22 protein-coding genes and 1 tRNA gene are annotated in these 23,574 nt (G+C 62.1%); 14 read left to right on the forward strand and 9 right to left on the reverse strand.

The features are described 5' to 3' along the window. The first annotated feature begins 29 nt into the window (after window positions 1-29). The 3 genes from ACQY6C_RS09575 to ACQY6C_RS09585 all read left to right on the forward strand — a co-directional run bounded on the left by ACQY6C_RS09575 (window position 30) and on the right by ACQY6C_RS09585 (window position 2,440). Window positions 30-1,718 carry a DUF885 domain-containing protein gene (locus ACQY6C_RS09575; RefSeq protein WP_427968125.1) on the forward strand — a complete coding sequence of 563 codons (1,689 nt, stop codon included), beginning with the start codon at window positions 30-32 and terminating at the stop codon, window positions 1,716-1,718. Between the two features lie 147 nt (window positions 1,719-1,865). Then, a tRNA-Thr gene (locus ACQY6C_RS09580) sits at window positions 1,866-1,941 on the forward strand. Between the two features lie 235 nt (window positions 1,942-2,176). Then, window positions 2,177-2,440: a hypothetical protein gene (locus ACQY6C_RS09585; protein ID WP_427968128.1), complete on the forward strand. Its 264-nt coding sequence runs from the start codon at window positions 2,177-2,179 to the stop codon at window positions 2,438-2,440. A 12-nt stretch (window positions 2,441-2,452) separates the two neighbouring features. On the opposite strand, the gene ACQY6C_RS09590 is transcribed toward ACQY6C_RS09585, so the two are convergent. Next, the gene (locus tag ACQY6C_RS09590; protein ID WP_427968131.1) at window positions 2,453-2,827 is read right to left on the reverse strand and encodes a hypothetical protein; all 375 of its coding nucleotides are present in this window, start codon (window positions 2,825-2,827) and stop codon (window positions 2,453-2,455) included. Between the two features lie 315 nt (window positions 2,828-3,142). On the opposite strand from ACQY6C_RS09590, the gene ACQY6C_RS09595 reads away from it, so the two are divergent. After that, the gene (locus tag ACQY6C_RS09595; RefSeq protein WP_427968133.1) at window positions 3,143-4,726 is read left to right on the forward strand and encodes a hypothetical protein; all 1,584 of its coding nucleotides are present in this window, start codon (window positions 3,143-3,145) and stop codon (window positions 4,724-4,726) included. Between the two features lie 115 nt (window positions 4,727-4,841). Further along, window positions 4,842-7,514 carry a TonB-dependent receptor domain-containing protein gene (locus tag ACQY6C_RS09600; protein WP_427968136.1) on the forward strand — a complete coding sequence of 891 codons (2,673 nt, stop codon included), beginning with the start codon at window positions 4,842-4,844 and terminating at the stop codon, window positions 7,512-7,514. 114 nt (window positions 7,515-7,628) lie between these two features. Here the strand turns inward: ACQY6C_RS09600 and ACQY6C_RS09605 are convergent, their stop codons facing one another. The 3 genes from ACQY6C_RS09605 to queF form a co-directional block, all read right to left on the reverse strand. Further along, window positions 7,629-8,303, reverse strand: coding sequence for a response regulator transcription factor (locus tag ACQY6C_RS09605; RefSeq protein WP_427968139.1), 675 nt, complete (start codon window positions 8,301-8,303; stop codon window positions 7,629-7,631). Between the two features lie 79 nt (window positions 8,304-8,382). Then, entirely contained in the window at window positions 8,383-9,855 is a 1,473-nt protein-coding gene (gene putP / locus ACQY6C_RS09610; protein WP_427968142.1) for a sodium/proline symporter PutP, read from the reverse strand. A 126-nt stretch (window positions 9,856-9,981) separates the two neighbouring features. Then, on the reverse strand, window positions 9,982-10,440 hold the full coding sequence (gene queF / locus ACQY6C_RS09615; RefSeq protein ID WP_427968145.1) for a preQ(1) synthase: 459 nt from the start codon (window positions 10,438-10,440) through the stop codon (window positions 9,982-9,984). A gap of 106 nt (window positions 10,441-10,546) precedes the next feature. Between queF and ACQY6C_RS09620 the strand changes: the two genes are divergently transcribed. From ACQY6C_RS09620 to ACQY6C_RS09660, 9 genes are all read left to right on the forward strand, one after another. Continuing rightward, window positions 10,547-11,704: a hypothetical protein gene (locus ACQY6C_RS09620; protein WP_427968148.1), complete on the forward strand. Its 1,158-nt coding sequence runs from the start codon at window positions 10,547-10,549 to the stop codon at window positions 11,702-11,704. Between the two features lie 51 nt (window positions 11,705-11,755). Beyond that, complete coding sequence (locus tag ACQY6C_RS09625; protein WP_427968151.1) at window positions 11,756-12,604, forward strand: sulfurtransferase; 849 nt, start codon at window positions 11,756-11,758, stop codon at window positions 12,602-12,604. Next, a complete protein-coding gene (metC, locus tag ACQY6C_RS09630; RefSeq protein WP_427968154.1) occupies window positions 12,601-13,821 on the forward strand; it encodes a cystathionine beta-lyase in 1,221 nt (406 codons plus the stop codon). The genes ACQY6C_RS09625 and metC overlap by 4 nt, the downstream gene beginning before the upstream one ends. Further along, window positions 13,818-14,897, forward strand: coding sequence for a mechanosensitive ion channel domain-containing protein (locus ACQY6C_RS09635; protein ID WP_427968156.1), 1,080 nt, complete (start codon window positions 13,818-13,820; stop codon window positions 14,895-14,897). Before metC ends, ACQY6C_RS09635 begins: the two co-directional genes overlap by 4 nt. 97 nt (window positions 14,898-14,994) lie before the next feature. After that, on the forward strand, window positions 14,995-15,765 hold the full coding sequence (gene cobA / locus ACQY6C_RS09640) for a uroporphyrinogen-III C-methyltransferase (RefSeq protein ID WP_427968159.1): 771 nt from the start codon (window positions 14,995-14,997) through the stop codon (window positions 15,763-15,765). Continuing rightward, a complete protein-coding gene (locus tag ACQY6C_RS09645) occupies window positions 15,762-16,061 on the forward strand; it encodes a DUF2849 domain-containing protein (protein WP_427968162.1) in 300 nt (99 codons plus the stop codon). Before cobA ends, ACQY6C_RS09645 begins: the two co-directional genes overlap by 4 nt. Next, the gene (locus ACQY6C_RS09650) at window positions 16,061-17,710 is read left to right on the forward strand and encodes a nitrite/sulfite reductase (RefSeq protein ID WP_427968164.1); all 1,650 of its coding nucleotides are present in this window, start codon (window positions 16,061-16,063) and stop codon (window positions 17,708-17,710) included. The genes ACQY6C_RS09645 and ACQY6C_RS09650 overlap by 1 nt, the downstream gene beginning before the upstream one ends. 38 nt (window positions 17,711-17,748) lie before the next feature. Beyond that, window positions 17,749-18,213: a DUF934 domain-containing protein gene (locus ACQY6C_RS09655; protein WP_427968186.1), complete on the forward strand. Its 465-nt coding sequence runs from the start codon at window positions 17,749-17,751 to the stop codon at window positions 18,211-18,213. A gap of 4 nt (window positions 18,214-18,217) precedes the next feature. Continuing rightward, window positions 18,218-19,003 carry a phosphoadenylyl-sulfate reductase gene (locus ACQY6C_RS09660; RefSeq protein ID WP_427968189.1) on the forward strand — a complete coding sequence of 262 codons (786 nt, stop codon included), beginning with the start codon at window positions 18,218-18,220 and terminating at the stop codon, window positions 19,001-19,003. A 37-nt stretch (window positions 19,004-19,040) separates the two neighbouring features. On the opposite strand, the gene ACQY6C_RS09665 is transcribed toward ACQY6C_RS09660, so the two are convergent. The 5 genes from ACQY6C_RS09665 to obgE form a co-directional block, all read right to left on the reverse strand. Continuing rightward, window positions 19,041-19,451 carry a hypothetical protein gene (locus tag ACQY6C_RS09665; RefSeq protein WP_427968192.1) on the reverse strand — a complete coding sequence of 137 codons (411 nt, stop codon included), beginning with the start codon at window positions 19,449-19,451 and terminating at the stop codon, window positions 19,041-19,043. A 118-nt stretch (window positions 19,452-19,569) separates the two neighbouring features. Continuing rightward, window positions 19,570-20,292: a hypothetical protein gene (locus ACQY6C_RS09670; RefSeq protein WP_427968195.1), complete on the reverse strand. Its 723-nt coding sequence runs from the start codon at window positions 20,290-20,292 to the stop codon at window positions 19,570-19,572. Between the two features lie 97 nt (window positions 20,293-20,389). Then, window positions 20,390-21,319: an NAD-dependent epimerase/dehydratase family protein gene (locus ACQY6C_RS09675; protein WP_427968198.1), complete on the reverse strand. Its 930-nt coding sequence runs from the start codon at window positions 21,317-21,319 to the stop codon at window positions 20,390-20,392. A gap of 8 nt (window positions 21,320-21,327) precedes the next feature. Then, window positions 21,328-22,446 (reverse strand): glutamate 5-kinase, encoded by a 1,119-nt coding sequence (proB, locus tag ACQY6C_RS09680; RefSeq protein ID WP_427968201.1) that lies wholly within the window; start codon window positions 22,444-22,446, stop codon window positions 21,328-21,330. Beyond that, a complete protein-coding gene (obgE, locus tag ACQY6C_RS09685) occupies window positions 22,431-23,504 on the reverse strand; it encodes a GTPase ObgE (protein ID WP_427968204.1) in 1,074 nt (357 codons plus the stop codon). The genes proB and obgE overlap by 16 nt, the downstream gene beginning before the upstream one ends. Between the last annotated feature and the right edge of the window lie 70 nt (window positions 23,505-23,574).

A 23,574-nucleotide genomic window follows, 5' to 3' on the forward strand; every position in this document is an offset into this window, starting at 1 on the left:
GACTGCAATTATTCCAGGAGCTTGACCACATGAAGCGCATCTTCCTTGCCTGCGCCGCCCCCTTGGCGCTGGCCGCATGTACCGCCTCCTCACCCGAAACGAGCTGGGCCGATTTCGCACAGCAAAGCGTCGACCAGTGGTTCGAGACGGACCCTTTCTTTGCGGTCTATCAGGGCGCGCATGATTATGACGGCAAGTTGCCTGACTGGAGCGAAGACGGGCTGAAGGCGCGCGCAGCCCTCCTCCACAAACTGATCGAGGACGCAAAGGCCTACAACGATCTCGACCAGGCCGACGCTTTCGAACGCGACTATCTGATCCAGGTGGCAGAAGGGAGCCTGTTCTGGTTGGAGGACGCCGACGATCCGCATAGAAACCCGGCCTGGTACACCAGCGCACTCGATCCCAACGTCTATATCAGCCGCGAATATGCCGATAAGCCTACGCGGATGAAGGCAATGATCGCCTTTTTTGACGGCATTCCCGAGGCGGCAGAGAATATCCGCGCCAATCTCAAGACCCCGATGCCGGAAAGCTTCGTCAAATACGGTGTATCAGCCTTCGGTGGATTTGCCGATTTCTACGGCGGCGATGCCAAGGCTGCCTTCGCCGATGTCGACGATGCGGCTTTGCAGGAACAGTTCGCAGCCTCCGCCGACAAGGCTTCCGCTGCGATGCAAGAGCTGACCGACTGGCTCAAGGACCAGGAAGCAACTGCAACGCAGGATTTCGCTCTGGGCGCGGATCGCTTCAGCCGCATGCTCAAGGCGACCGAGGCAGTCGATACTCCGCTCGACAAGCTGGAAGAGATTGCCCGCGCAGATCTTGCAAAGAACCAGGCGGCAGCCAAGCAGGCCTGTGGAGAGTTCGCACCCGGCGCGAGCATCGAGGAGTGCTTCGCCAAGCTCAATGCAGACAAGCCGGTCGGCGGCCCGGTGGCGGCGGCAACGGCGCAGATTCCCGAACTGACTGCTTTCGTGAAGGAGCAGGATCTCGTCACGATCCCCGGCACCGAGAAGGCACTGGTGCGCGAAAGCCCGCCCTACAACCGGCAGAACAGTGCCTATATCGATCCGCCCGGCCCGCTCGAAAAGGGCATTCCCTCGATCTACTACATTTCGCCGCCCGACCCGGCCTGGCCCGAGGAAATGCAGCAGGCCTATATTCCGGGCAAGGACGACCTGCTGTTCACATCGATCCATGAAATCATGCCGGGTCACTTCCTGCAGTTCCTCCATTCGAACCGCTCGCCTTCGCTGATCGGGCGGCTGTTCGTCGGCTATGGCTTTGCCGAAGGCTGGGCGCATTACTCCGAACAGCTGATGTGGGATGCAGGCTATGGCGATGGCGACCCCGAAGTCCATGTCGGCCAGCTCTCCAACGCGCTGCTGCGCGATTGCCGCTTCATCTCTGCGATCGGGCTGCACAGCGGCACATTGACGCAGGCGGAATCCAAACGGCTCTTCATCAATGAGTGCTATCAGGATGAAGGCAATGCCGAGCAGCAGGCCGCACGCGGCACCTACGATCCGGCCTATCTCAACTACACCATGAACAAGCTGATGATCACCAAGCTGCGCGACGACTGGAGCGCGACGCGTGGCGGACGCAAGGCATGGAAGGAGTTCCACGATACCTTCCTGTCCTATGGCGGACCGCCGGTTCCGATGGTGCGCGCGGCAATGCTGGGAGGAGATGCGCCCGACACCGGGTTCTAGAACCCGAAGTCGTGATGTCCGGCCCTAAACGGGCTGGACATTCGGCGCGGTTTGAGTGAAAGGCGCGCTCGCCTCAGGCAGAGATGCGATGGGGCAGCAAGAATTTTTGTCCTCAAGCAGCGAAGCGATAGGACAGATAGAAAACGTGCCGGCTTAGCTCAGTTGGTAGAGCAGTTGATTTGTAATCATCAGGTCGCGGGTTCGACTCCTGCAGCCGGCACCAGTTTCAACCAGAGAAAATCATTTGGGAAATGATTTTCCGTTGAAACTCCCGAGCGACAGCGCGGGAGGAAGCCCAATTCCGGGGGACATTCCGGAGCCAGGAAACTCCCAACCGCAAGAGTGGCAAGAGGCTGCGAAAGCCAACATCCGGGCAATCCGCACACCAAATATTTCATGAATATGTCAGCCGCAATTCACGGTTGCCGGAATCGCATCCGGACAGCATTCTCGCCGGCATGAGGCACGATTCGCGCGCTGTTCTAAGCGAAACAATTGGCCGGGTCCTGGATTCGCCGGATCAGATCGATCCCGGCCTGTTTGCTGTCATTCCCGACCCGAAGGGGCTCGACAGCCTCGAAAAAAGCGCCTGGGTTCAGTTACTGAACTGGTCGCATGACGCGGAACTGCGGAACCGCCATCCCGCTCATGCCGAGTTCAGTCGCAAGCGCCTGATGGGCTTGCGCAGGAAGCTCGAGGCATATCCTTCACTAATCGCCTGACACCCACAGCCCTCAGCGCATCGCCACATTGGTGGAGCTGAACTCGCCCCGCTCGAGCATGCGGGTTGCCTTGCGGGCGAGGTGCCGCGAATCGACCCACTCGCCATTGGCGGTTTCCAGCCAGGCGCGATCGCTGCTCTGCAATGCCGCCTCGAACATTTCGCGCGCTTTCGCCTCGTCACCCTGGCGCGCATAGGCAATGCCGAGATTGATCAGGCGAGAAGGATCGTTCTTGTCGAGATCGGGATTGGCTTCGATTTCCCTCTGCGCGCGCTCGTTCTGACCCTGCGCAAGCGCTTCATACCCGACATCGGCGCTCTCGGATGCGCATTCAGGCGCAATCGCCGCTGGCTGCGCGAAGACAATCAAGACTGCCGACAGTGACATCAACATGGCTACTCTCCCGGTTATGTGAGCATTTTGCGATCCATCCAGGCGAAGCGCAACAAAAATGAAATAATGTCATCGAACGGTAATGTTCGGACTATATCCTATTGTTTTTACATACCTTCTCTATTCTCTTCAGGTTCACATGACGGATATTCCGGTTGTCATAAATGTCATCTGGGAGTCATTCTTCATCATTTATCGGAATTCCGACGCAAGATCGTAATCCTGCAACGAAAGCGTCATGGACCAAACCTAGCGCTCCCCTCGCGCACTCAATTCGCGCTTTCGCGATTCTTTTTGATTCTCGGTTTTTTGAGGGGACCGCTCGCTGTGAAGAACTTCCATCGTACACTCGTCCTGGGCGCCAGCCTGGCAGCACTCGCCGGTTGTGGCGGAGACGAAATCGTTTCGCCTGGTACCGGCGGTGACATCATCATCAACAATCCGGCTCCGACGCCTACGCCTACGCCCACCCCTACCAGCACACCCACGGTAACCCCGGCGGCTGGCTGCCCGACCATCAATGCGACCGGCGGGCTGACCGATGGCGGCACGATCACCGGCCCGACCGGCGAATATCGTATCTGCGAATTGCCCGCCGTGATCGATGCCGACACCACGCTGCCCTATGTCGACGGGCTCCTCTATGCCCTGAATGGCCGGGTCGATATTGGCACCGATGCAGGCGCGACGAGCACTGGCTACGACGTGCAGCTGACCATTGAACCTGGCGTGATCGTCTATGGCGCAACGGGCCGTTCCTTCCTCGTCGCCAACCGCGGCAATCAGCTTTTCGCCAACGGCACGGCAGACAAGCCGATCATCTTCACCAGCCGCGACAATGTCCTCGGCCTGTCGAACGATTCCTCGATCGGACAATGGGGCGGCGTTGTGCTGCTGGGCCGCGCTCCGGTCTCCGACTGTAGTTCGGGCAATTACAATGTCGGCGGCGGTCTCGACCAGAACGGCAATGCCTTCTCCCAGGCAAACTGCCAGAAAAACCTGGAAGGCACCGCGGTGACCACGCCGTTCGGCGGCACCGACATCAACGACAAGTCGGGCGAGCTGAGCTATTTCCAGATCCGCTATTCGGGCTTCAGCCTGGCACCAGGCAACGAACTGCAGTCGCTCAGCGGCGGCGGAATCGGATCGGGCACCGTCATCAACCACTGGCAGTCGCACAACAGCTCAGACGACGGCATGGAGTTCTGGGGCGGCGAAGTGAACATGGATCACGTGGTGGTCAGCGGCGCCGACGACGATTCCTTCGACTTCGACAGCGGCGTCCAGGCCTTCATCCAGTATGCCATCGTGGTTCAGCGGACCGGCGGCGGCGACAATCTGATCGAGCTTGACTCGCCATCTTCGGAATATGCCGTCGAGGCCCTGCCACGCAGCAATTTCCACCTGTCGAACTTCACCTTCATCAACCAGAGCTCGTCCAGCAGCCAGGCAGTCCGCGCACGCGGCAGCGCCCGTCTGCGTCTCGCCAATGGTGTAATCCAGTCCGCCAATCCCTGCATCCGGATCGACGCAGCGGGCACGCTGGCCGCAGATCCGACGTTCAACTCGATCTTCGCATCCTGCAGCGCGACGCAGCCGGTCAAGGGAAGCGACGGGGTAAGCGACGCTGAAGTCCAGGCCAAGTGGGACGCGGGCACCAACAACACCGCCGACGCCACGCTGACGCTTTCGATGACCTACGAGAACGGCAGCAATGAAGATGGCGTGGCCGTGTTCGATCCCACCGCACTCGACGCATTCTTCGAGGTGCCTGCGAATATCGGCGCGGCGGGAACGGGCAACACTGCCTGGGTCGATGGCTGGACCTGCACCTCGACGACGCTGTCCATTTCGGGGGCGAACTCCGAATGCACCTCGCTGCCGGTCTACTGATCGCGCCTTTCTGACGGGGGAGGCGCCGCATCTGCCGGCGTCTCCCCCATCGATTTTCCGATGAGGCAAAAGCCTCAAAATTTTTCAGGACCTTAAAATGAGGGGGTCTCGATCCATGTCGACCGGCAAGCAGCTTGCGGCTTTACTGCTGCTCTCTTCCGCGCTCACCTTCCCGCAGCTCGCCCATGCCCAGCAAGCCGCTCCCAGTCCAGATGATCAGCCGGACGAACAAAGTGCTGATGATCAGGAGCCTGACGCACCAGCGATCTCCATTCCAGGCGGCAACATCGTCGTCACCGGCCGCCGCCGGCAGGATGTCACGCGCGCTTCGACTCAGGTTGTTTCGGTGCTCGATTCCGAGGCCATTGCGCGGACGGGCGAAGGCGACATTGCCGGCGCACTGACCCGCGTAACCGGCCTTTCCGTGGTCGGCGCAGGGCGCGTCTATGTTCGCGGGTTGGGCGATCGCTATTCACTGGCGCTGCTCAACGGTCTGCCGCTGCCCAGCCCCGAACCGCTCAGCCGCGTGGTCCCGCTCGACATCTTCCCGACCGATGTGGTCGCCTCGTCGCTCGTCCAGAAGAGCTATTCCGCCAATTTCCCGGGCGAGTTCGGCGGCGGCGTCATCAACCTCACCACCAATGCCGTCCCAGAAGAAAGCTTCATCAAGATCAAAGCCGGAATAAGCGGCGATAGCGAAACCACCTTCGGCAACGGTCTGACCTATTATGGATCGGACCTCGATTGGCTCGGTTTCGACAACGGCAACCGCGACGTTCCATCGAACCTCGCGGCCTTCTTCGCCAGCGGGGAACGGATCGAGGATACGCCGGTTTCAGTGCAGGAAGGCATCGCCGGGCAGATCTTCCCCTACAATCTGGTAACCTTGCAGAAGACCAACGACCTGCCGGTCAATTTCTCGGGCAGCATCACTGCAGGCACATCTTTCGAGGTAGGCGACGGCGCCTATCTGGGCATTCTGGCGACTGCGGGCATCAAGAACAGCTGGCGCAACCGGGTCGTCCATTCGCAAGCGGCCGACCCGTCACTTGCGACGCTCACGGAAGACTTCAACACCTTCATTACCGACAATTCGGTGCTGGTGAACGGGCTGCTCGGAATTGGCCTTGACCTTGACGAGCATACCTTCCGCTGGACCAATCTGTTCATTCGCGACACGCTCAAGACGGCGCGCCTGGGCCTGGGCACAAAATATCAGCTCGGCTCGAACGGGTTCGACTTTGCAGACCAGAATACGGGCTGGTTCGAACGGCAGCTGTTCGATTCGCAGTTCGTGGGCGAGATGAAGTTCGGAGCAGTCTCGGTCGATCTGCGCGGCGGCTATGCGCAGACGGATCGCGAAGCGCCCTATAATGCGACATTCTCCTACACGCGTACGCATACCGGGCCCTATGGCGAGGAATATGTCGCCTATCTCAACCGCCAATCGGACACCGGCCTGACGCGGGTTTCTTTCGACGATCTGACGGAGAAGCAATGGTATGGCGGCGTGGACCTCTCCTATGAGGCGCTGGCGAACCTTACTGCCACCGTGGGCTATGCCTATAACGACACCAGCCGCTATTCGGTTCGGCGCGAGTTCTCGCCGCGTGCAGAGGGCGATGTCCTCGATGAATCGCTCATTCCCGCGCTCGGCCTGAGGCTTCCGGGCGAGATCATCAACGGCGCGACGCTGGCCGGTTTCAACATCCGGCTGGATGAAACCAGCCCCTTCCCCGCCTTCGATGCGGCCATGACGATCCACGCCGGATACGGCATGATCCGTTACAACCCGTTCGACCGGCTGACGCTCGACCTGGGCTTGCGTTACGAAGATTCCGAACAGACGGTCGCGCTCGACCAGACGATCTTCAACACGCCCATCCCCGGATCGACCGCAACCAATATCAACAGCAGCTACTGGCTCCCCAGCCTTACCGTGACATGGGAAGCGACCGACGACCTGCAATTGCGCGCTTCGGGATCGAAGACGATCGCCCGGCCGCAGTTCCGCGAACTGGTGGAGCAGCTCTATTACGATCCGGAAAGCAACCGCGCCTATCGCGGCAACCCGTTCCTGCAGAACAGCGTGCTCTACAATGCTGAAATGCGGGCGGAATATTACCTGTCCAACCGCAATCGCATCAGCGTGGCGGGCTTCTTCAAGAAGATCGACAAGCCGATCGAATCCTTCATCACGAATGAATCGACAAGCCTGATCACATCCTTCGCCAACGCCCCGGAAGCGCGCCTCTATGGTGCCGAGCTGGAAGCGCAATACGGCGTGGACCTCGCCGGGATGGGCGGTTTCTTCGAGACCAAACAACTGCTCGCGATCGCCAACTACACCTATTCCAAGTCGGAGATTAAGGTGAACGATGGCGACCTGACGTTGATCCCGCCTACGGGCGAGGTTCCGGCCAACCTCTACTTTACCGATGGCGACCGGCTGACCGGCCAGTCGAGCCATGTTGCGAACGTGCAGTTCAGCATGGAGGACATGGACAAGCTCCAGCAGCTTACCGTTCTGCTCAACTATGCCAGCGATCGCTCGGTCAGCCGCGGCTTCCAGCGCCCCGACATCGTCGAGAATCCCGGCCTGACGGTGGACATGGTCGCGCGCCAGGGCATCAAGCTTGCCGGCGGCGAATGGGAGCTCAAGCTCGAGGCGCGCAACATCTTCGGGCGCGATCATCTCGAATATCAGGAGAATTCGACCAACCGGATTGACGTCAACACCTACAAGGTTGGCCGATCCTTCTCACTGAGCCTGTCTGCCAAGTTCTAGGGTTCACTTCCCTCCCCCCGACTGAGGGCCGCTTCCGATAAGGAGGCGGCCCTTTTCTCTTGGGATGGAGGGTTCCTTCGTCCGTTCGGGCAGCCTGCGCCAGCCTCCCGCGCGTCAGGTCAAGTCAAAGACGTATCCCATGGAGCGCACCGTGCGTAGCGGATTGCCCCCACCAGCAGCCTTGATCGAGCGGCGCAAGCGGCCAACCCAGACGTCGACTGTGCGCTCGTCGATCGGGGCTTCGTCCTTGCCGAGCCCAGCGATCAGCGCATCGCGCGAGAGGACCTGGTTGGCGTTCTCCGCGAAGAAGCGCAGCAGGCGGAACTCGTTGGGTCGAAGGTCGAGCGGCCTGCTCGACCAATAGGCGCGCAGCGCGGCCATATCGATCAGCAGATTGCCCTTTTGGAAGCGGTCGCCGATATGGCGGTCAGACTGGCCGGCCTGTAGCGCCAGCACGCGGTCAAGCACCGTGGTCCGGTCCACCGGGCCGATCATGTAATCGTCAGCGCCCGCACGCAGCGCACGCCTGCGATCCTCGAGGTCGTCTTCCTCCAGCACCAGCGTGATATGCGCATGGTTGATACGCGGATCGGCGCGCAGGCGGCGGCACATTTCGAGCCCGGCGAGATCGTCCATCACCCAATCGACGAAAGCCCAGACCGGCCCCTCAAGCAGCTTTCGCGGCCCGGTCGCGTCGAGCCGTTCGAAGACGAATTCGGTATCGTCATGCACAAATGGCTCGAGCGTTTCTGCGACAGGATCGGTCAGGAATATATATGCAACAGACATCGATGGCCCCTTTTGAGGGGCTGACTTGCCTTCGTCATGTGACTGGTTTGTGACTTTCAGCGAAGATAAATGCAGCCGATCAGACTGCGGGGGTGCGAGGCTCCCCCAACCGGCTCACAAGCACAATCGCGATCCATGCGGCGATGAAGCCGGGGATGATCTCATAGACCCCCGGACCGCCCATGAAAGAGGTGTTCAATCCGGCCGAAATCCAGGCCAAGACCACCAGCGCGCCCGTCACCAGGCCCGCCACTGCGCCTTTCCCCGTCATCCGGTCCCAGGTCAGCGAAAGGACGATAAGCGGGCCGAATGCGGCGCCAAATCCGGCCCAGGCATTCGACACCAGCCCCAGCACCTGGCTGTCAGGATCAGACGCAATGGCGATCGCCGCCAGCGCTACCAGCAGAACGCACAGTCGCCCGACATTGACCATCTCGCGCTCGCTTGCCTGCTTGCGGAAAAACAGGCGATAGAAATCCTCCGTCAGCGAGCTCGATGCGACCAGCAATTGCGATGAGATCGTGCTCATGATCGCAGCCAGCAGCGCGGCAAGCAGGAATCCCGTCACCAGCGGGTGGAACAACAGGTCGGCCAGCACGATAAAGATCGTCTCCGGGTCATCGACCACCAGCCCGCTACGCTCGACATAGGCGCGCCCCGCGGTGCCGACACCGATCGCGCCGAGCAGCGCCACGCCCATCCAGGTCATGCCGATGTTGCGCGCGGTCGGAACCGCCTCGACACTCTTCACCGCCATGAAGCGCACGATGATATGCGGCTGGCCGAAATAGCCCAGCCCCCATGTCACCGCGGACAGGAAACCGACAAATGTGAGGCCCTGAGTGAGGCTGAGGAAACCCGGCTGCACCTGAGCCAGTGACTGGCCGCCCTGCCCGCCAACGCCGAACATGACCACCAGCGGCATGATGACCAGCGCCACGACCATGATGCAGCCCTGCACGAAATCGGTCAGGCTCACAGCCAGGAAGCCGCCCACCATTGTATAGGCGAGCACGACGCCAGCAGTGAGCCACACGCCCATCATGTAGTCGCTCAATCCAATGTCCATGCCCGAAAGCAGCGCTGGAAAGGCCGTGTCGAACAGCTTGCCGCCGCCCACCAGCCCCGCCGCGGTATAGACCGCGAAAAAGGTGACGATGATGACTGCGCTGGCCAACCGCAAGGTAACGGCCTGGCCGGGAAAGCGGTTGGCAAGGAATTCGGGAATGGTCAGCGCATTGCCATAGCTAACGGTCTGTTCGCGCAGACGCGGCGCGACCACGATCCAGTTGACCAGCGCGCCAACGAACAGTCCAATGCCGATCCAGGCTTCGACCAGCCCGGACACGTAGAGCGCGCCGGGCAGGCCCATGAGCAGCCAGCCCGACATATCCGATGCGCCGGCCGAAAGAGCCGCCACAGCGGGTGAGAGCTGCCTCCCGCCGAGCAGGTAACCTTCGCTGTCAGCGGTGGATTTGCGCCACGCGTAAAGCCCGATGCCGAGCATCAGGACGAAATAGAGCGAGAGCGAAATCAGGGTTCCCGTAGCCATGGGCGCGCATCCTTAGAGGCCCGGCGCGAGATGTCACCAGCCAGCGTTCAATTCGCACAGTCAGTCCATCATGTGGTCAGGAAACGTCATTATGCTGCGGACGCAGGGATTTCAGGCAATATTGTTTCAGCCGCGCCCGCGATAGCTCGCCACGCCCTGATCGGGCACCCACAGTCCTTCGGGCGGCCCGCCGGTCTGCCAGAAGACGTCGATCGGTATGCCGCCACGCGGATACCAATATCCGCCGATGCGGAGCCAGCGCGGCTGCATTTCTTCCGCAAGCCGCTGACCGATCCCCACCGTCACGTCCTCGTGGAAGCCAGCATGATTGCGGAAACTGCCCAGGAACAGCTTGAGACTCTTCGATTCCACGATGGTTTCACCCGGCGCATAATCGATCACCAGATGCGCAAAATCGGGCTGGCCGGTCACAGGACAAAGCGAGGTGAACTCCGGCGCGGCGAAACGCACCAGATATGTCGCGCCCTTGCGCGGGTTGGGCACATAGTCGAGCTTCGCCTCATCCGGTGATGCGGGCAAGGCGCTCGTCTGGCCGAGGTGCAACGTCTCAGGTGTGTCGCTCATGCCGCGCTGTTGCCGCGAAGTGACGCGCGATGCAAGCGATTGGCTGGACGTGCGCGATTAACGGCCTATTCAGCGCGCTTTCCGCTTTTGCCAATTGCCCTACAAGATGCCCCGATTTTCGCCCCTCCCCTTCGTTGCCCTTGCGCTCGCTGCCGTGCCGACGGCGGCCCAGAATTCGCCCAGCGATTTCAAGCTTCCGGATCCCTCGTCTTCCCCCAGCCCCAGCGTGCAAGGGCCCGTGGACGATACGGGAATCGTGCCGGTCGGCCCGCGGGTGATCCCGACGGAGACGCCGACTCCCACACCAACGCCAACTCCCAGCCCGTCTGCAACGCCCAGCGCATCGCCCACCATTGCGGCCGAACCGACCATCCTGCCTCCGTCCGGCGCGCGGACCAGCGCCACACCCGCGTCCCGCCAGCCTGTGCCTTCCTCGACGATCGCTGCGCGACCTGAGGAGCGCGCGCCGACGCCAGCGGTGACTGCCCCTGCACCCGATGAGAGCACGCCAACCATTGCGCAGGAGCCGCAGCCGGACGCTGCGCCGGTCCCCAATGCCTTGCCCACTATGCCTGGTGAACTGGCAGAAGACGCGCAGGCTTCGCAATCCGGCGAGTCTTTTCCCGCGTGGTATTGGGCAGTGGGTGCGCTGGCCCTGCTGCTGCTAGGCGGCGGAATTTGGGCTCTGCTCAAACGCCGTGCAGCGCTGGCCGAACCACCCACGATCGAGCCGCCAGTCGTCGGCCAGACGGATTCGGGTCCGGTCGCGGGCGATAAGCTCCGTTTCGATGCCACGCTCGAGATCGAAAGCGTGATGCGCAGCGTGATGATGGTGACGGTGAAATACCGGCTGACCGTGGCCAATCGCTCGGGCAGCGCCTTGCGCGACCTGACGATTTCGGCCGACCTTGTCAGTGCACGCAAGGCAAGCGGCGCGGGCGAGCAACTTGCAGATAAAGCCACATCGCTGCCGCAAGCCGCCAGCGTGGAACGGATCGGGCCGCATCAATCGCGTAGCATTTCCGGCTCGGTGCAGTTTTCGACCGGCGAAATCGAAGTGCTGCGCCAGGGTCAGCTTCCGATGTTCGTTCCGCTGCTGCGCCTCAGGATCGAAGGGGCAGCCATCGAAACGGATACGCGCACCTACGCCGTAGGCATCGGCAATGGTGCTAGTGGAAGCCGGTTGCACCCACTGCCGCTCAACGGGCCGCCGGGCAGCTATCAGGGTGTGACCGCAAGGCGGATCACGCAGCCTGCCAACTGATACGGCGCGCTTGCCTCTCGACTGGCGCGCAAGGCACGGCTACCTCCGCAAATGATGGATAGTCTGGTTACAACCCAATGGCTCGCCGGAGAGCTCGATGCACCCGATCTGGTCGTAATCGATGCCTCCAACCATTTGCCCTCTGCCGCGCGCGATGCTCGCGCCGAATTCCTGGCCGGGCATATTCCCGGATCGCGTTTCCTCGATCTTGCGAGCCTGGTTGACGAGACATCGCCTGTTCCTGCCGCGCTTCCCCGCCCCGAACAGCTTGCCGAACGCTTGGCTTCATTGGGAGTGACACCCGAAAGCCGGATCGTCTTCTACGACGATTCGCAGGTGAAGACGGCTGCGCGCGCATGGTTCCTGTGCCGTGCGCACGGGATGAAGAAGGTCGCTGTACTCGACGGCGGGTTTGGCAAATGGAAAGCCGAAGGGCGCGCGATCGAAAGTGGCGAAGCGCAGGCAACCGCTGCCCCCCTGTTCACCTTGCCCGGCCCGGAACGCATCCGCTTCAAGGCGGACATGCTGGCCAATATCGACAGCTGCAGCGAACAGGTGTTCGACGCGCGCGATGAAGGCCGCTTCACCGGCACGGTCGAGGATACGGTCCATAACCTCCCGTCGGGACACATTCCCGGAGCGAAGAACCTGCCATTCTTCAACCTGTTCAATCCCGACGGCACATACAGGCATTGCGACGAATTGCGCGCGGCGATCGAAAGCGCGGGGATTGACCTCGATCATCCTGTCGTCACCACTTGCGGCGGCGGTGTGACCGCTTGCGTGCTACTGTTCGCGCTGCATCTGATCGGGCACGAGGATTGCGCGCTTTATGACGGTAGCTGGAGCGATTGGGGCAGCGATCCAGCGATGCCCAAGGCGACTGGAGCCACTGGATGAGCGGCGGCGAAAAGGAACATAAACCCGCCACGCGCATGGTCGAAGCGGGCCGCAAGCGCGAATGGACCAGCATGCCCGGCAAACCTGGCGGAGTCGTCAACCCACCGGTCTGGCGGGCGAGCACACATCTTTATGACAATTCCACCGATCACGCCGAAGGGCGCCCTAATGAAGACGGGCATTTCTATTACGGCAGGCGTGGCGGGCCGACGCAATGGGCACTGGCCGATGCTTTGACCGAAATGGAACCGGGCGCGCAAGGAACGCAGCTCTTCCCCAGCGGTGTCGCGGCGATTGCCTGCACATTGCAGGCGCTGCTGCGACCGGGCGACGAGCTGCTGGTAACCGACAACGCCTATGAGCCGACGCGCAATCTGGCGATGGGAATGCTCAAGCGGCAAGGCGTGGATATCCGCCCCTTCGATCCGCTCGATCTCGACGGGTTTCCTTCGCTGTTTGGCGACACAACGCGGGTCGTGATGATGGAATGCCCCGGCAGCCTGACGATGGAAGTCTGCGATGTGCCCGCGCTGGCACGGATTGCCCGCGAAAAGGGCGCGGTAAGCGTGCTCGACAATACCTGGGCCAGCCCGCTCGGCTTTGCGGGCCTCGCACATGGCTGCGACGTTACCGTCATGTCGCTCACCAAGCATGTCGGCGGCCATTCGGACCTGATGATGGGGTCGGCAACGGCGACCAATCCCGCCTTCGGGCGTATCCGCCGCCAGTCGCAATTCCTGGGCCAGGTCGTTTCGCCAGATGACGCGTCGCTGGCCCTGCGCGGGCTCAGATCGATGGCGCTGCGGTTGGAGCGCGAGACGGCTTCGGCTCTCGCAATCGCCGAATGGCTTTCCGCCCGCAGCGAAGTCTCTGCGGTGCTCTGCCCAATGCTACCCGGCGCGCCGGGACATGCGATGTGGCAGCGCGATTTCACGGGCGGCTGCGGCTTGTTCAGCTTCGTCCTTGCCGACGCGGACAATTCCGCGCGGGCGCGCTTCATCGATGCTCTCGATCTGTTCGGCATCGGATATAGCTGGGGCGGGTTCGAGAGCCTGATTACACCCTTCGATCCGGCACCGATCCATCAATTGCGCGCCTGGCCGCCGGGAATCGACACAGGATCCGGGCTTGGTGTGCGATTGTCGATCGGGCTAGAAGATCCGGCCGATCTGATTGCCGATCTTGAACACGCCTTCGCCGCCATGGGAGCAGCATGACAACCGCCACGCCGCCATCACCCGACGCGACCGCGACTGCCGCGGCTTCTCCAGTTCCGCTGCCACCCGGCCAGGCCTGGAGCCTGGGCCAGCCTGCGCCGGAATCGCCCAGCGTCGAGGCAGCTCAAGGCCTCAAGGAAGCCGTTGCTTCCAAGAGCAGCACCATGGGTGCCATGGCCGATACGCTCGATTCCTGGGCTATCAACATGGGCGACACGCATATATCGGCCTGGGACGTGCTGATTTCGCTGGGCGTAGTCGCAGTGGTCATGGTCGGCGCATGGATGATCAGCGGTTTTGCCGGGCGCCTGCTTGGCCGGGCCACGCGGCTTGACGGCACACAGCGCGTGCTGGCGCAGAAGATCATTTCGATCCTGATCTGGGCTGCTGCCTTCTTCGTGAGCATCGACCTTCTTGGGATCGATCTCACGGCCTTCGCCGTATTCTCCGGCGCATTCGGCCTCGCCATCGGTTTTGGCCTGCAGAAGACCTTCGGTAATCTGATCGCGGGAATCATCCTGCTGATGGACAAATCGATCAAGCCCGGTGACGTCATCTCGGTCACCGATCAGGCTGGAAACGAAAGCTTCGGCCAGATCCGCAAGATCGGCATCCGGGCGATTTCGGTCATTACGCGCGACCGCACCGAATATCTGATCCCGAACGAGAACCTGATGATCAATCAGGTGGTCAACTGGTCCTACAGTTCGCGCGATGTCCGGGTGAAAGTGCCGGTGGGGGTGTCCTATTGTTCGGACATGGATCTGGTCCAGAAACTGCTGCTCCAGGCCGCAAAGGACACGCCGCGTATCCTGCACAATCCGCAGCCGCAAGTGATGATGGTTGGCTTTGGCGAAAGTTCGGTCGATTTCGAGATCCGCTTCTGGATCGACGATCCCGAGGATGGGCTGGGCAATGTCCGCTCCGAAGTCTTCAACCGCGTGTGGAAGCTGTTCAAGGAGAACAATGTCGAGATCCCCTTCCCGCAACGCGACATCAATCTGCGCGGCAACGATCAATTCGAACGATTGATCGCAGCGCTGGCAGATCGGGAAGAAAAACGCAGCAAAACCTGATAGTTGTGCAGGCAGTGCGCCTTGAACATAGCTTTGCTACGCGATTGAAAATCCATTCTCACTGGCAGCTTGAGCCATACCTGCCGATATGCGCCCCATGGCGAAAGTCGGAACCATATACCTTGTCGGTGCCGGTCCGGGCGATCCGGAGCTTTTGACGCTGCGCGCGGCGCGGCTGATCGAAGGCGCCGGGCTGATCGTGCATGACGGGCTGGTCGATCCGGCCATTCTGGCGCTTGCACGGCCCGATGCGGAGCTGGTTTCGGTCGCCAAGAGCCGCGCGCGGCACACCCTGCCCCAAGACCGGATCAATGACTTGCTGGTGCGTGAAGCGCTCGCGGGCCGCGATGTCGTGCGGCTGAAGGGCGGCGACCCGCTCGTTTTCGGGCGCGGCGGCGAAGAAGCCGAAGCAGCGCAAGCGGCCGGGGTCCCGGTAGAGATCGTGCCCGGCATCAGCGCGGCCAATGGCGCTGCTGCGGCGGCGCAGATCGCGCTGACTCACCGCGATGCTTCCTCGATCGTCAGCTTCGTTGCCGGACAGTGCAAGGGGCTGACGGAGCAGGACTGGTCGGGGCTTGCCGGCAAGGGCCGCACGCTGGTGATATACATGGGAGTGAAGACCGCCCCCCTGATCGCCGAGAAACTGATGGAAGACGGGCTCGCGCCCGAAACGCCGATGGCCGTGATCGAGAATGCCGCCCGCCCGCAAATGCGGGTGCTCAGGGGTCTTCTCGCCGGCCTTCCCGAACTTGTTTCGCGAGAGAGCGTGATTAGTCCCGCGCTCATCGTGATCGGCGAGGTCACCGCCCGTTCCCCCGCGGATGGTGACCTCGCTCTGACTAAAATTGCCCTGGAGGCCATGCAATGAAGATCCTTACCGGCAATGACCTCAAGACCGGAGCGGTCGTGTGGTGGGACGGTACCGGCTGGTCGCTCTATGTCGATCAGGCAGTCGATGTTGGCGACCGGGCTGACGAAATCGCCAGCCGCGAAGAATCGTCGCGCCGCGTCAATGCGCCCTATGTCATCGAAGCGACCAGAGACGACAACGGCGGCGTGCGCCCTGCGCATATCAAGGACCGCATCCGCGCGCTCGGCCCGACCGTGCGCACCGACCTGACCCTCAAACCTGCCGACCCCGAAATCGGCAATTGGGTGATCTGATGTATTTGTACGATTCATATGACCAGGCGATGGTCGATGCGCGGGTGGAAGAATTCCGCGACCAGACCCACCGCCGCCTCGAAGGCAAGCTTTCCGAAGACCAGTTCAAGCCGCTGCGGCTGATGAACGGGCTCTATCTGCAGCTCCACGCCTATATGCTGCGCGTAGCGGTGCCCTATGGCACGCTCAATTCTCGCCAGATGCACGTGCTGGCGGATATCGCGGACAAGTATGACCGCGGCTATGGCCATTTCACCACCCGCCAGAACATCCAGTACAACTGGATCAGGCTGGAGGATGCGCCCGATATCCTTGCCGATTTGGCCAGGGTTGAAATGCACGCGATCCAGACCAGTGGCAATTGCATCCGCAACATCAGTTCGGACCATTTCGCGGGAGCCGCTGCGGACGAATTGGTCGATCCGCGCCCCTATGCGGAAATCCTGCGGCAATGGTCGAGCTTCCACCCGGAATTCTGCTATCTGCCGCGCAAGTTCAAGATTGCGGTCATCGCCAGCGATACCGACCGCGCCGCGATGAAGCTGCACGATATCGGCATCCAGATCGTGAAGAACGATGCGGGCGAGCTCGGCGCAGCGTTCTACGTCGGCGGCGGCATGGGCCGTACCCCGATGATAGCGCCCTGCATCCGCGAATTCGTGCCGCTCGATCAGCTGGTGACCTATTCTGAGGCCTGCCTGCGCGTGTACAATCGCTATGGCCGGCGCGACAACAAGTACAAGGCGCGGATCAAGATCCTGGTCCACGAGCTGGGTGCGGAAGAATATGCGCGCCAGGTCGAAGCGGAGTTCGCGCAATTGCTCGATCCCGAACGCGAAGGCGGAGCGGTCGAGCCGCCCTTCGCCGAGCTGGAGCGGATCAAGACCTTCTTCGCCGATCCCGCATTCGAAAGCGGCCTGGCGACGGAGATTGACCGGTCGGACCCGGACTTCGCACTGTGGGCTGATCGCAACACCCACCCGCACAAGCAGGCTGGCTATGTCTCGGCTGTCATCAGCCTGAAGCCTGTCGGCGGAATTCCCGGTGACGCTTCGGCAGAGCAGATCCACCTGATGGCGGACCTCGCCAAGGAATACAGTTTCGACGAGCTGCGCGTCATGCACACGCAGAATATCGTGCTGCCGCATGTGAAGATAGCCGATCTGCATACATTGTGGACGCGGCTGGAAGCGGCTGGCCTGGGCGCGCCCAATCTCGACACGATCGAGGATATCATCGCTTGCCCCGGGCTCGATTATTGCAGCCTTGCAAATGCGCGCTCGATCCCGGTCGCGCAGAAGATTGCCGAACGCTTTGCCGCCAAGGGTCGAACCGCCGAGCTGGGTGAGCTCAAGCTCAAGATCTCCGGCTGTATCAATGCCTGCGGACACCACCATGCCGGACACATCGGCATCCTCGGCGTCGACAAGAAGGGCGTTGAAAATTACCAGCTTCTGCTCGGCGGAAGCGAGGCGCAGGACACTTCGCTCGCCAAGATTACCGGCCCCGGCTTTGACGAAGGCGGCATTGTCGACGCGGTCGAGAAGGTGACCGAGGTCTACCTCTCCGAGCGCGAAGAGGGAGAACGCTTCCTCGATACCTATCGCCGCATCGGCATGGATAGCTTCAAGGAGGCGCTTTATGGGTGACGACTGGGCAAAGCCTCCCTTCGGGAAAGGACGCGCGCATGGCTGATATCAACGGCACCAGCCCCGATGCGGTGCAGTTCCGCTTCCGCGACGACGAGCCGGCCGATCATGGCACGGTGACGGTCGACAGCTTCCTCGATCAGTCGAACGCCAATGCCGTTCGGATCGAACCGGGCGACGATGCGCGCGCCCTGCTGCCGCATCTCGAGCGCCTGATGCTGGTCGAAGTGAACTTCCCGACCTTTGGCGACGGGCGCGGTTATTCCGCAGCGCGGATCCTGCGCGAAGCGGGTTATACCGGCGAATTGCGTGCGGTTGGCGATGTTCTGATCGACCAGCTCAGCCATATGCGCCGCTGCGGCTTCGATGCCTTTGCGCCCGACAAGCCACTTGATGAAGAGGACGCGATGGCTGCATTCGAGCGCTGGCCGCAGGTCTATCAGAGTGCCGCCGATACGCGCCGCCCGATCTGGGCGCTTAGGCATGCCGGGCAGCATGGATAAGACCATGAACGACGTTCGCCGCATCGACCGGATCGACACCGGCCCGCGCTTTACGGAGCAGGACGCGATCCGCCTCAACCGCATGTTTCGCGGCCATTCGACCGAAGAGATGCTGGAAGCGGTCATCAGGGACGGGCTGGCGGGCGATATCGCCGTAGTCTCCAGCTTCGGCGCGGAAAGCGCCGTGCTGCTTCATCTGATCGCTCAGGCCGATGCTTCGGTCCCGGTCCTGTTTCTCGAAACCGGCAAGCATTTCCCGGAAACGCTGCAATATCGCGCCGATCTGGCTGCAAGGCTTGGTCTGAAGAATGTGAGAGATATCACGCCCGATCCGGCGGATCTCGCGGCCAAGGACGAGACAGGGCTGAGATGGTCCTACGATCCGGATGGATGCTGCGAACTGCGCAAGGTCAAACCGCTCGCAAAGGCACTGGTCGATTTCGATGCCAGCTTTACCGGGCGCAAGGCATTCCAGTCATCGACCCGCGCCAACCTGCCCCGTTTCGAGATCGACACTTCGGACGGACAGGGCCGGCTCAAGATCAATCCGCTGATCGACTGGGATGCGGAGCGGATCGACGCCTATTTCGAAGAGCATGACCTGCCGCGCCACCCGCTCGTGGATGAAGGCTATCCTTCGATCGGCTGCAGCCCCTGCACGCACAAGGTCGCGCCGGGAGAAGACCCGCGTTCAGGACGCTGGAAGGGCTGGGACAAGACCGAATGCGGCATCCACACGCCGCTCACCGACGAAGGCGAACTGCCTCCCGGTTACGAACCATTCCTGTGATGAGCGGGGGCGCCGCGACAGGCGCCCCGCTGTTGTCCTATTCTGCTACGGCTTCGACCCGTTCGACGGTGGCTGTCTCGCCATCGGGGTTGGTCGAAGTCCAGACTCCATCGGCACCGACAGATTCCGCATTGCAGACCTGTTCTGCGCCTTCCTCGTCCGTGGTGTAGCAATAGGTTTCGGGCGCTTTCTGCTCCCATGTCCCGCTCTCGACGACCTTCCCGTCTACCGTAGCAACGTAAGTGCCGTCTGCCTTCAGCTCTTCCATCTGAACCGAACCGTCGGCCAGGGTGACTTTGTAGGTTCCCTCGGACGGTTTGCCATCGGCGGCAATATTTGCCGGGGCCGCTTCCGCCGCCTCCTCGGTGGCATCTGGTGCGGGTGCATTGTCCGCCTGAGAACATGCGGCAATGCCGGCCATCGCCGCTACAAGCATGATTCTTTTCATGATTTTCCTCTCTTCGTGACTCGCAATGCGGCGAATGCCGTCAGTGCGACTCGCGACCCTGGGGGGAAACTAGGCCCACATCGGCAATTTCCCCAGCGCGAAGATTGCCTGCTGCAGGTCAGAACTCGATTTCGAGCCCCAGACGAAGTTGCCCGTCGGTATCGTCCTTTGCGGCGCCCAGCGCAAAGAGGTAGCCCAACTCAAGTTCGATCTCCGGTCCCAGCCCTTCGATCTCCGCCCTGGCGACAGGACCCAGGAAATGCCCCGCGTGCGGCAGGAAGTCGCGCGTCGTGCCCAATTCGCCAAAGGCCTGAGCACCGATGCGGATTTCACCAAGCGCCTCGACATCGGCCGACGCGGCATATTCGAACTCGACCGGCTCGCCGCCTTCCAACTCTTTCTCTGCGATCAGATTGAGGCGCCATTCCCACGGCCCACGCCTCTGCCCGGCGAGCAGCTTGGTCTCGATCTTGTCCGCGCCTTCGAACACGATCTCGTATTCGCCATAGAGGCCGAAATCGACTCCGCCGAGATTGCCCAGTTCATAGACCGCTTCGATCCCGAGCGCTTCAAACTCGCGGCTCTCGCCCGGTTCCTTCTCGAACTCGGCATTGAGCGCCAGCATGAGCCGATCGGTCACACCATGTTTCACTTCGAGCTGGAGCACGTCTTCGCCGTCATCCACCCCGCCGACCAGCCTATCCCAGCGCGTCTCGATCTCGGTCTCACCCTTCTCCACCGTGGGGCCATAGACCTCGTTGCCAAGGCCCGGCGCGGCAAGCACAGGTGTGGCCGACAAACAGGCAAGCACGGCGCCGACCAGGCCCAATCTGACTGGCATCAATCCTCCCCTTCGATTATCGAACGGCCTTAAGTGCGAATGACTCGCAAGACAATCAGACCAAAAGACTAGGCCCTGGGGAAGTTGCTCACGCGGCCTAAAGCCAGCCTTCCTTGCGATACCATTCGGCGGTCTGGACCAGGCCTACCTCACCTGGAATTGCGGGAGCCCACATCGCTTCCGGCACCGCCTTGTCCGATCGCACGACCCAATTGGGATGGCACATGTAACCGACACGGTCGGCGGTAAGTTTGGCCCGCGAACCGCGCAGCATCCGGTCGATCCGCGCGGCGCCTTCCAGCACAGTCTTGGGCAGATGCGGTGCGAACACAGTCCCGCGCCCCACGGCCCTTCCGATCGCCGCCGCCAGTTCCTTGTGGCTCCAGCCACCTTCGCGCCCGTCGTCCGGCTCGAAGATCTTCTTGCTCGCCGGTCCTATCGCTTCGCTACTTGAGGCCCCGGCGAGCGCGAGCAACAATTTTCCCAGGTCCTGCACATGGATGATCGAGCTTGCCCCGCGTGGCGGCAGCGGGACAAAACCCCACTTGGCACTGCGGAACAGTTCGAACATGTCCACATCGCGCGGCCCATAAACTGCGGGCGGGCGCACGATGGTCCAGTCGAGACCGCTCGCCTTGACCAGTTCCTCTGCCGCCGCCTTTGACGCGCCATAGCGCGAGAGATGCGGCTCTCGCGCCGAGAGGGAGGATACGAAGACGAAGCGCTTAACGCCGGCATGTTTGGCCGCGGCAATGACATTGGCCGTTCCGTCCACGTTTACCCGGTCGAACTCGTCTGGATCTGGCGTATTGGTCAGCCCTGCCACATGAATAATGGCGCGCGTACCCGCTGCCATGTGATCGAGCGCCTTGGTGTCCTCAAGATCGCCCATGATCCAGTCGACACGAGTTTGGGGGAGATCCCTGTTCTTGCGAGCCAGTGCCTGGACCGGCTGGTTCGCTTCGGCCGTCAGTTCCAGCAGTGCCCGCCCGGCAAATCCGGTGCCCCCCGTGATCGCGATGGGCACCTCGCCGCTCACAGAAGCACCAGATGGTCGCGGTGGACGACGGCGGAGCGCGGCGCATAGCCCAGCCGTTCGGCCTGGTCCACTTCGCGTTTGCCCGCAATCGCCTGGACATCGCCGACATCATATTCGGCAAGCCCCTGCGCCAGCACCTCGCCGTTCATCGCCACAATGCTGACCAGGTCACCGCGCTGGAAATTGCCGGAAATGCCGACGACGCCGGCGGCAAGCAGGCTCGCCCCGCCCTTCAGCGCTTCGGCACAGCCCTTGTCGACGCGCAGCGTGCCCTTGGGCGCAACGCGGCCGCCCAGCCAGGCCTTGCGCGCGCCATCGCTACGATGAGGCAGGAACAAAGTACCGCGTCCCGTTGCCAGCGCATTGTCGATCGGCCATTCGCGCGTACCGCTGATGATCGCCAGCACGATCCCCGCACGCCCGGCCATTTGCGCGGCCTGCAGCTTGGAGACCATCCCGCCCGAGCCCATGCCGGAAGACGAACCATCGCTCGCCATCGCCATCACCTCGCGCGTGACGCCGTCGACCCGCTCGATCAGCTTCGCGCCTTCCTCGCGCGGATCGCGATCATAGAGCCCGTCGACATCGGACAGCAACAGAACGGCGTCCGCCCCGGCAGCCTGCGCCACGCGCGCGGCCAGCCGGTCATTGTCGCCAAAGCGAATCTCGTCTGTGGCGACACTGTCATTCTCGTTCACCACCGGCACCGCCCCTGCCTCCAGCAGCCGTGCAAGCGTGGCGGAGGCGTTGAGATAGCGCCGCCGGTCTTCAAGGTCCTCCAGCGTCAGCAGCATCTGTGCGGCGGTGAGCCCTTGCGCGCCCAGCTTCTCCGACCACAGGCCCGCCAGCCCGATCTGGCCGACCGAAGCCGCCGCCTGCGCATCGGCCAAGCTGCCGCGCCCGCCCTTGTCCAGCCCCAGCCTCGCCGCGCCCAGCGCGATCGCGCCGGAACTCACCACGATGATCTCGACGCCGCTCTCGCGCAGCTTCGTGAGATCCTGCACCAGCGATTCGAGCCACGCATCGCGCGGCTTCCTGCCTTCGACCAGGAGCGAAGACCCAACCTTGACGACCAGTCGGCGGCTTTGAACGATTTGGCTTAGATCGGCGACCATTCCCCGCCCTCGTCGTCTTCGGTTTCTTCCACTTCAGAGCCCTTGGTCTCGGTGGAAGTCTGCTCAGGCAGATAACCGAGCACGGCGTCGAGCAATTGCTCGATCCCCTCTCCGGTTGCGCCCGAGATCGCGAAGACCTCGTCTGCGCCCGCTGCCTTGAGCTCTTCGGCGAAACCTTCAGCCAGTTCACTGTCGGCCAGATCAAGCTTGTTGAGCGCGACCAGGCGCGGCTTGTCTTCGAGGTCGGCGCCATATGCCGCCAGTTCTTCCTCGATCACCCGCATCGCCTCTGCCGGGTCCTGCTCGCCCGTGCCCGCTATGTCGACCAGGTGGATCAGCACGCGGCAGCGCTCGATATGTCCCAGGAAACGGTCACCGATCCCGGCACCATCCGCCGCGCCTTCGATCAGGCCGGGAATGTCGGCCAGAACGAACTCGCGCCCCTTGTGCCGCACTACGCCCAGCTTGGGGACCAGCGTGGTGAAGGCGTAATGGCCGACCTTGGCCTTGGCGTTGGAGACTGCGTTGATGAAGGTCGATTTGCCGGCATTGGGCAAGCCCACCAGCCCGACATCGGCGAGCAGCTTAAGCCGCAGCCACACCCACATTTCCTCACCCGGCATACCCGGCTGATGCTGGCGCGGGGCGCGGTTGGTCGCAGTCTTGTAGCTGGCATTGCCGCGCCCGCCGAGCCCGCCTTCGAGAAAGACTTCGCGCTGGCCCACTTCGGTGAAGTCCGCCAGCACAGTCTCGCCATCCTCGTCGGATATCACTTGCGTTCCGACCGGCACCTTTATGACCAGATCGGGAGCAGACGCTCCGGTGCGATCCTTGCCCATGCCATGCCCGCCGCGCTTGGCCTTGAAATGCTGCGAATATCGGAAGTCGATCAGCGTGTTGAGACCGGGCACGGCTTCGAACACGATATCGCCGCCCCGGCCGCCATCGCCGCCGTCGGGACCGCCATATTCGACATATTTCTCACGGCGAAAACTCACCGCGCCGGGTCCACCCGCACCTGATTTCAGATAGATCTTGGCTTGATCGAGGAAATGCATGGGTGCCCCATAGAGCCTGATCGTACGATATAGAAGCGCTCAGACTCCAATATCGTACGTGAATCAGGCT

The organism is Altererythrobacter sp. (assembly GCF_050299635.1).
GTDB lineage: Bacteria > Pseudomonadota > Alphaproteobacteria > Sphingomonadales > Sphingomonadaceae > Erythrobacter.

What these genes read in the sequence shown, in the direction of transcription:
- ACQY6C_RS09575 (WP_427968125.1), top strand. Translation starts at nt 30, where the DNA reads ATGAAGCGCATCTTCCTTGCCTGCGCCGCCCCCTTGGCGCTGGCCGCA.
- ACQY6C_RS09660 (WP_427968189.1), top strand. Translation starts at nt 18,218, where the DNA reads ATGAACGACGTTCGCCGCATCGACCGGATCGACACCGGCCCGCGCTTT.
- ACQY6C_RS09670 (WP_427968195.1), bottom strand. Translation starts at nt 20,292, where the DNA reads ATGCCAGTCAGATTGGGCCTGGTCGGCGCCGTGCTTGCCTGTTTGTCG.
- ACQY6C_RS09655 (WP_427968186.1), top strand. Translation starts at nt 17,749, where the DNA reads ATGGCTGATATCAACGGCACCAGCCCCGATGCGGTGCAGTTCCGCTTC.
- obgE (WP_427968204.1), bottom strand. Translation starts at nt 23,504, where the DNA reads ATGCATTTCCTCGATCAAGCCAAGATCTATCTGAAATCAGGTGCGGGT.
- proB (WP_427968201.1), bottom strand. Translation starts at nt 22,446, where the DNA reads ATGGTCGCCGATCTAAGCCAAATCGTTCAAAGCCGCCGACTGGTCGTC.
- ACQY6C_RS09600 (WP_427968136.1), top strand. Translation starts at nt 4,842, where the DNA reads ATGTCGACCGGCAAGCAGCTTGCGGCTTTACTGCTGCTCTCTTCCGCG.
- ACQY6C_RS09585 (WP_427968128.1), top strand. Translation starts at nt 2,177, where the DNA reads ATGAGGCACGATTCGCGCGCTGTTCTAAGCGAAACAATTGGCCGGGTC.
- queF (WP_427968145.1), bottom strand. Translation starts at nt 10,440, where the DNA reads ATGAGCGACACACCTGAGACGTTGCACCTCGGCCAGACGAGCGCCTTG.
- ACQY6C_RS09665 (WP_427968192.1), bottom strand. Translation starts at nt 19,451, where the DNA reads ATGAAAAGAATCATGCTTGTAGCGGCGATGGCCGGCATTGCCGCATGT.
- ACQY6C_RS09650 (WP_427968164.1), top strand. Translation starts at nt 16,061, where the DNA reads ATGTATTTGTACGATTCATATGACCAGGCGATGGTCGATGCGCGGGTG.
- cobA (WP_427968159.1), top strand. Translation starts at nt 14,995, where the DNA reads ATGGCGAAAGTCGGAACCATATACCTTGTCGGTGCCGGTCCGGGCGAT.
- metC (WP_427968154.1), top strand. Translation starts at nt 12,601, where the DNA reads ATGAGCGGCGGCGAAAAGGAACATAAACCCGCCACGCGCATGGTCGAA.
- ACQY6C_RS09645 (WP_427968162.1), top strand. Translation starts at nt 15,762, where the DNA reads ATGAAGATCCTTACCGGCAATGACCTCAAGACCGGAGCGGTCGTGTGG.
- ACQY6C_RS09620 (WP_427968148.1), top strand. Translation starts at nt 10,547, where the DNA reads ATGCCCCGATTTTCGCCCCTCCCCTTCGTTGCCCTTGCGCTCGCTGCC.
- ACQY6C_RS09605 (WP_427968139.1), bottom strand. Translation starts at nt 8,303, where the DNA reads ATGTCTGTTGCATATATATTCCTGACCGATCCTGTCGCAGAAACGCTC.
- ACQY6C_RS09625 (WP_427968151.1), top strand. Translation starts at nt 11,756, where the DNA reads ATGATGGATAGTCTGGTTACAACCCAATGGCTCGCCGGAGAGCTCGAT.
- putP (WP_427968142.1), bottom strand. Translation starts at nt 9,855, where the DNA reads ATGGCTACGGGAACCCTGATTTCGCTCTCGCTCTATTTCGTCCTGATG.
- ACQY6C_RS09635 (WP_427968156.1), top strand. Translation starts at nt 13,818, where the DNA reads ATGACAACCGCCACGCCGCCATCACCCGACGCGACCGCGACTGCCGCG.
- ACQY6C_RS09590 (WP_427968131.1), bottom strand. Translation starts at nt 2,827, where the DNA reads ATGTCACTGTCGGCAGTCTTGATTGTCTTCGCGCAGCCAGCGGCGATT.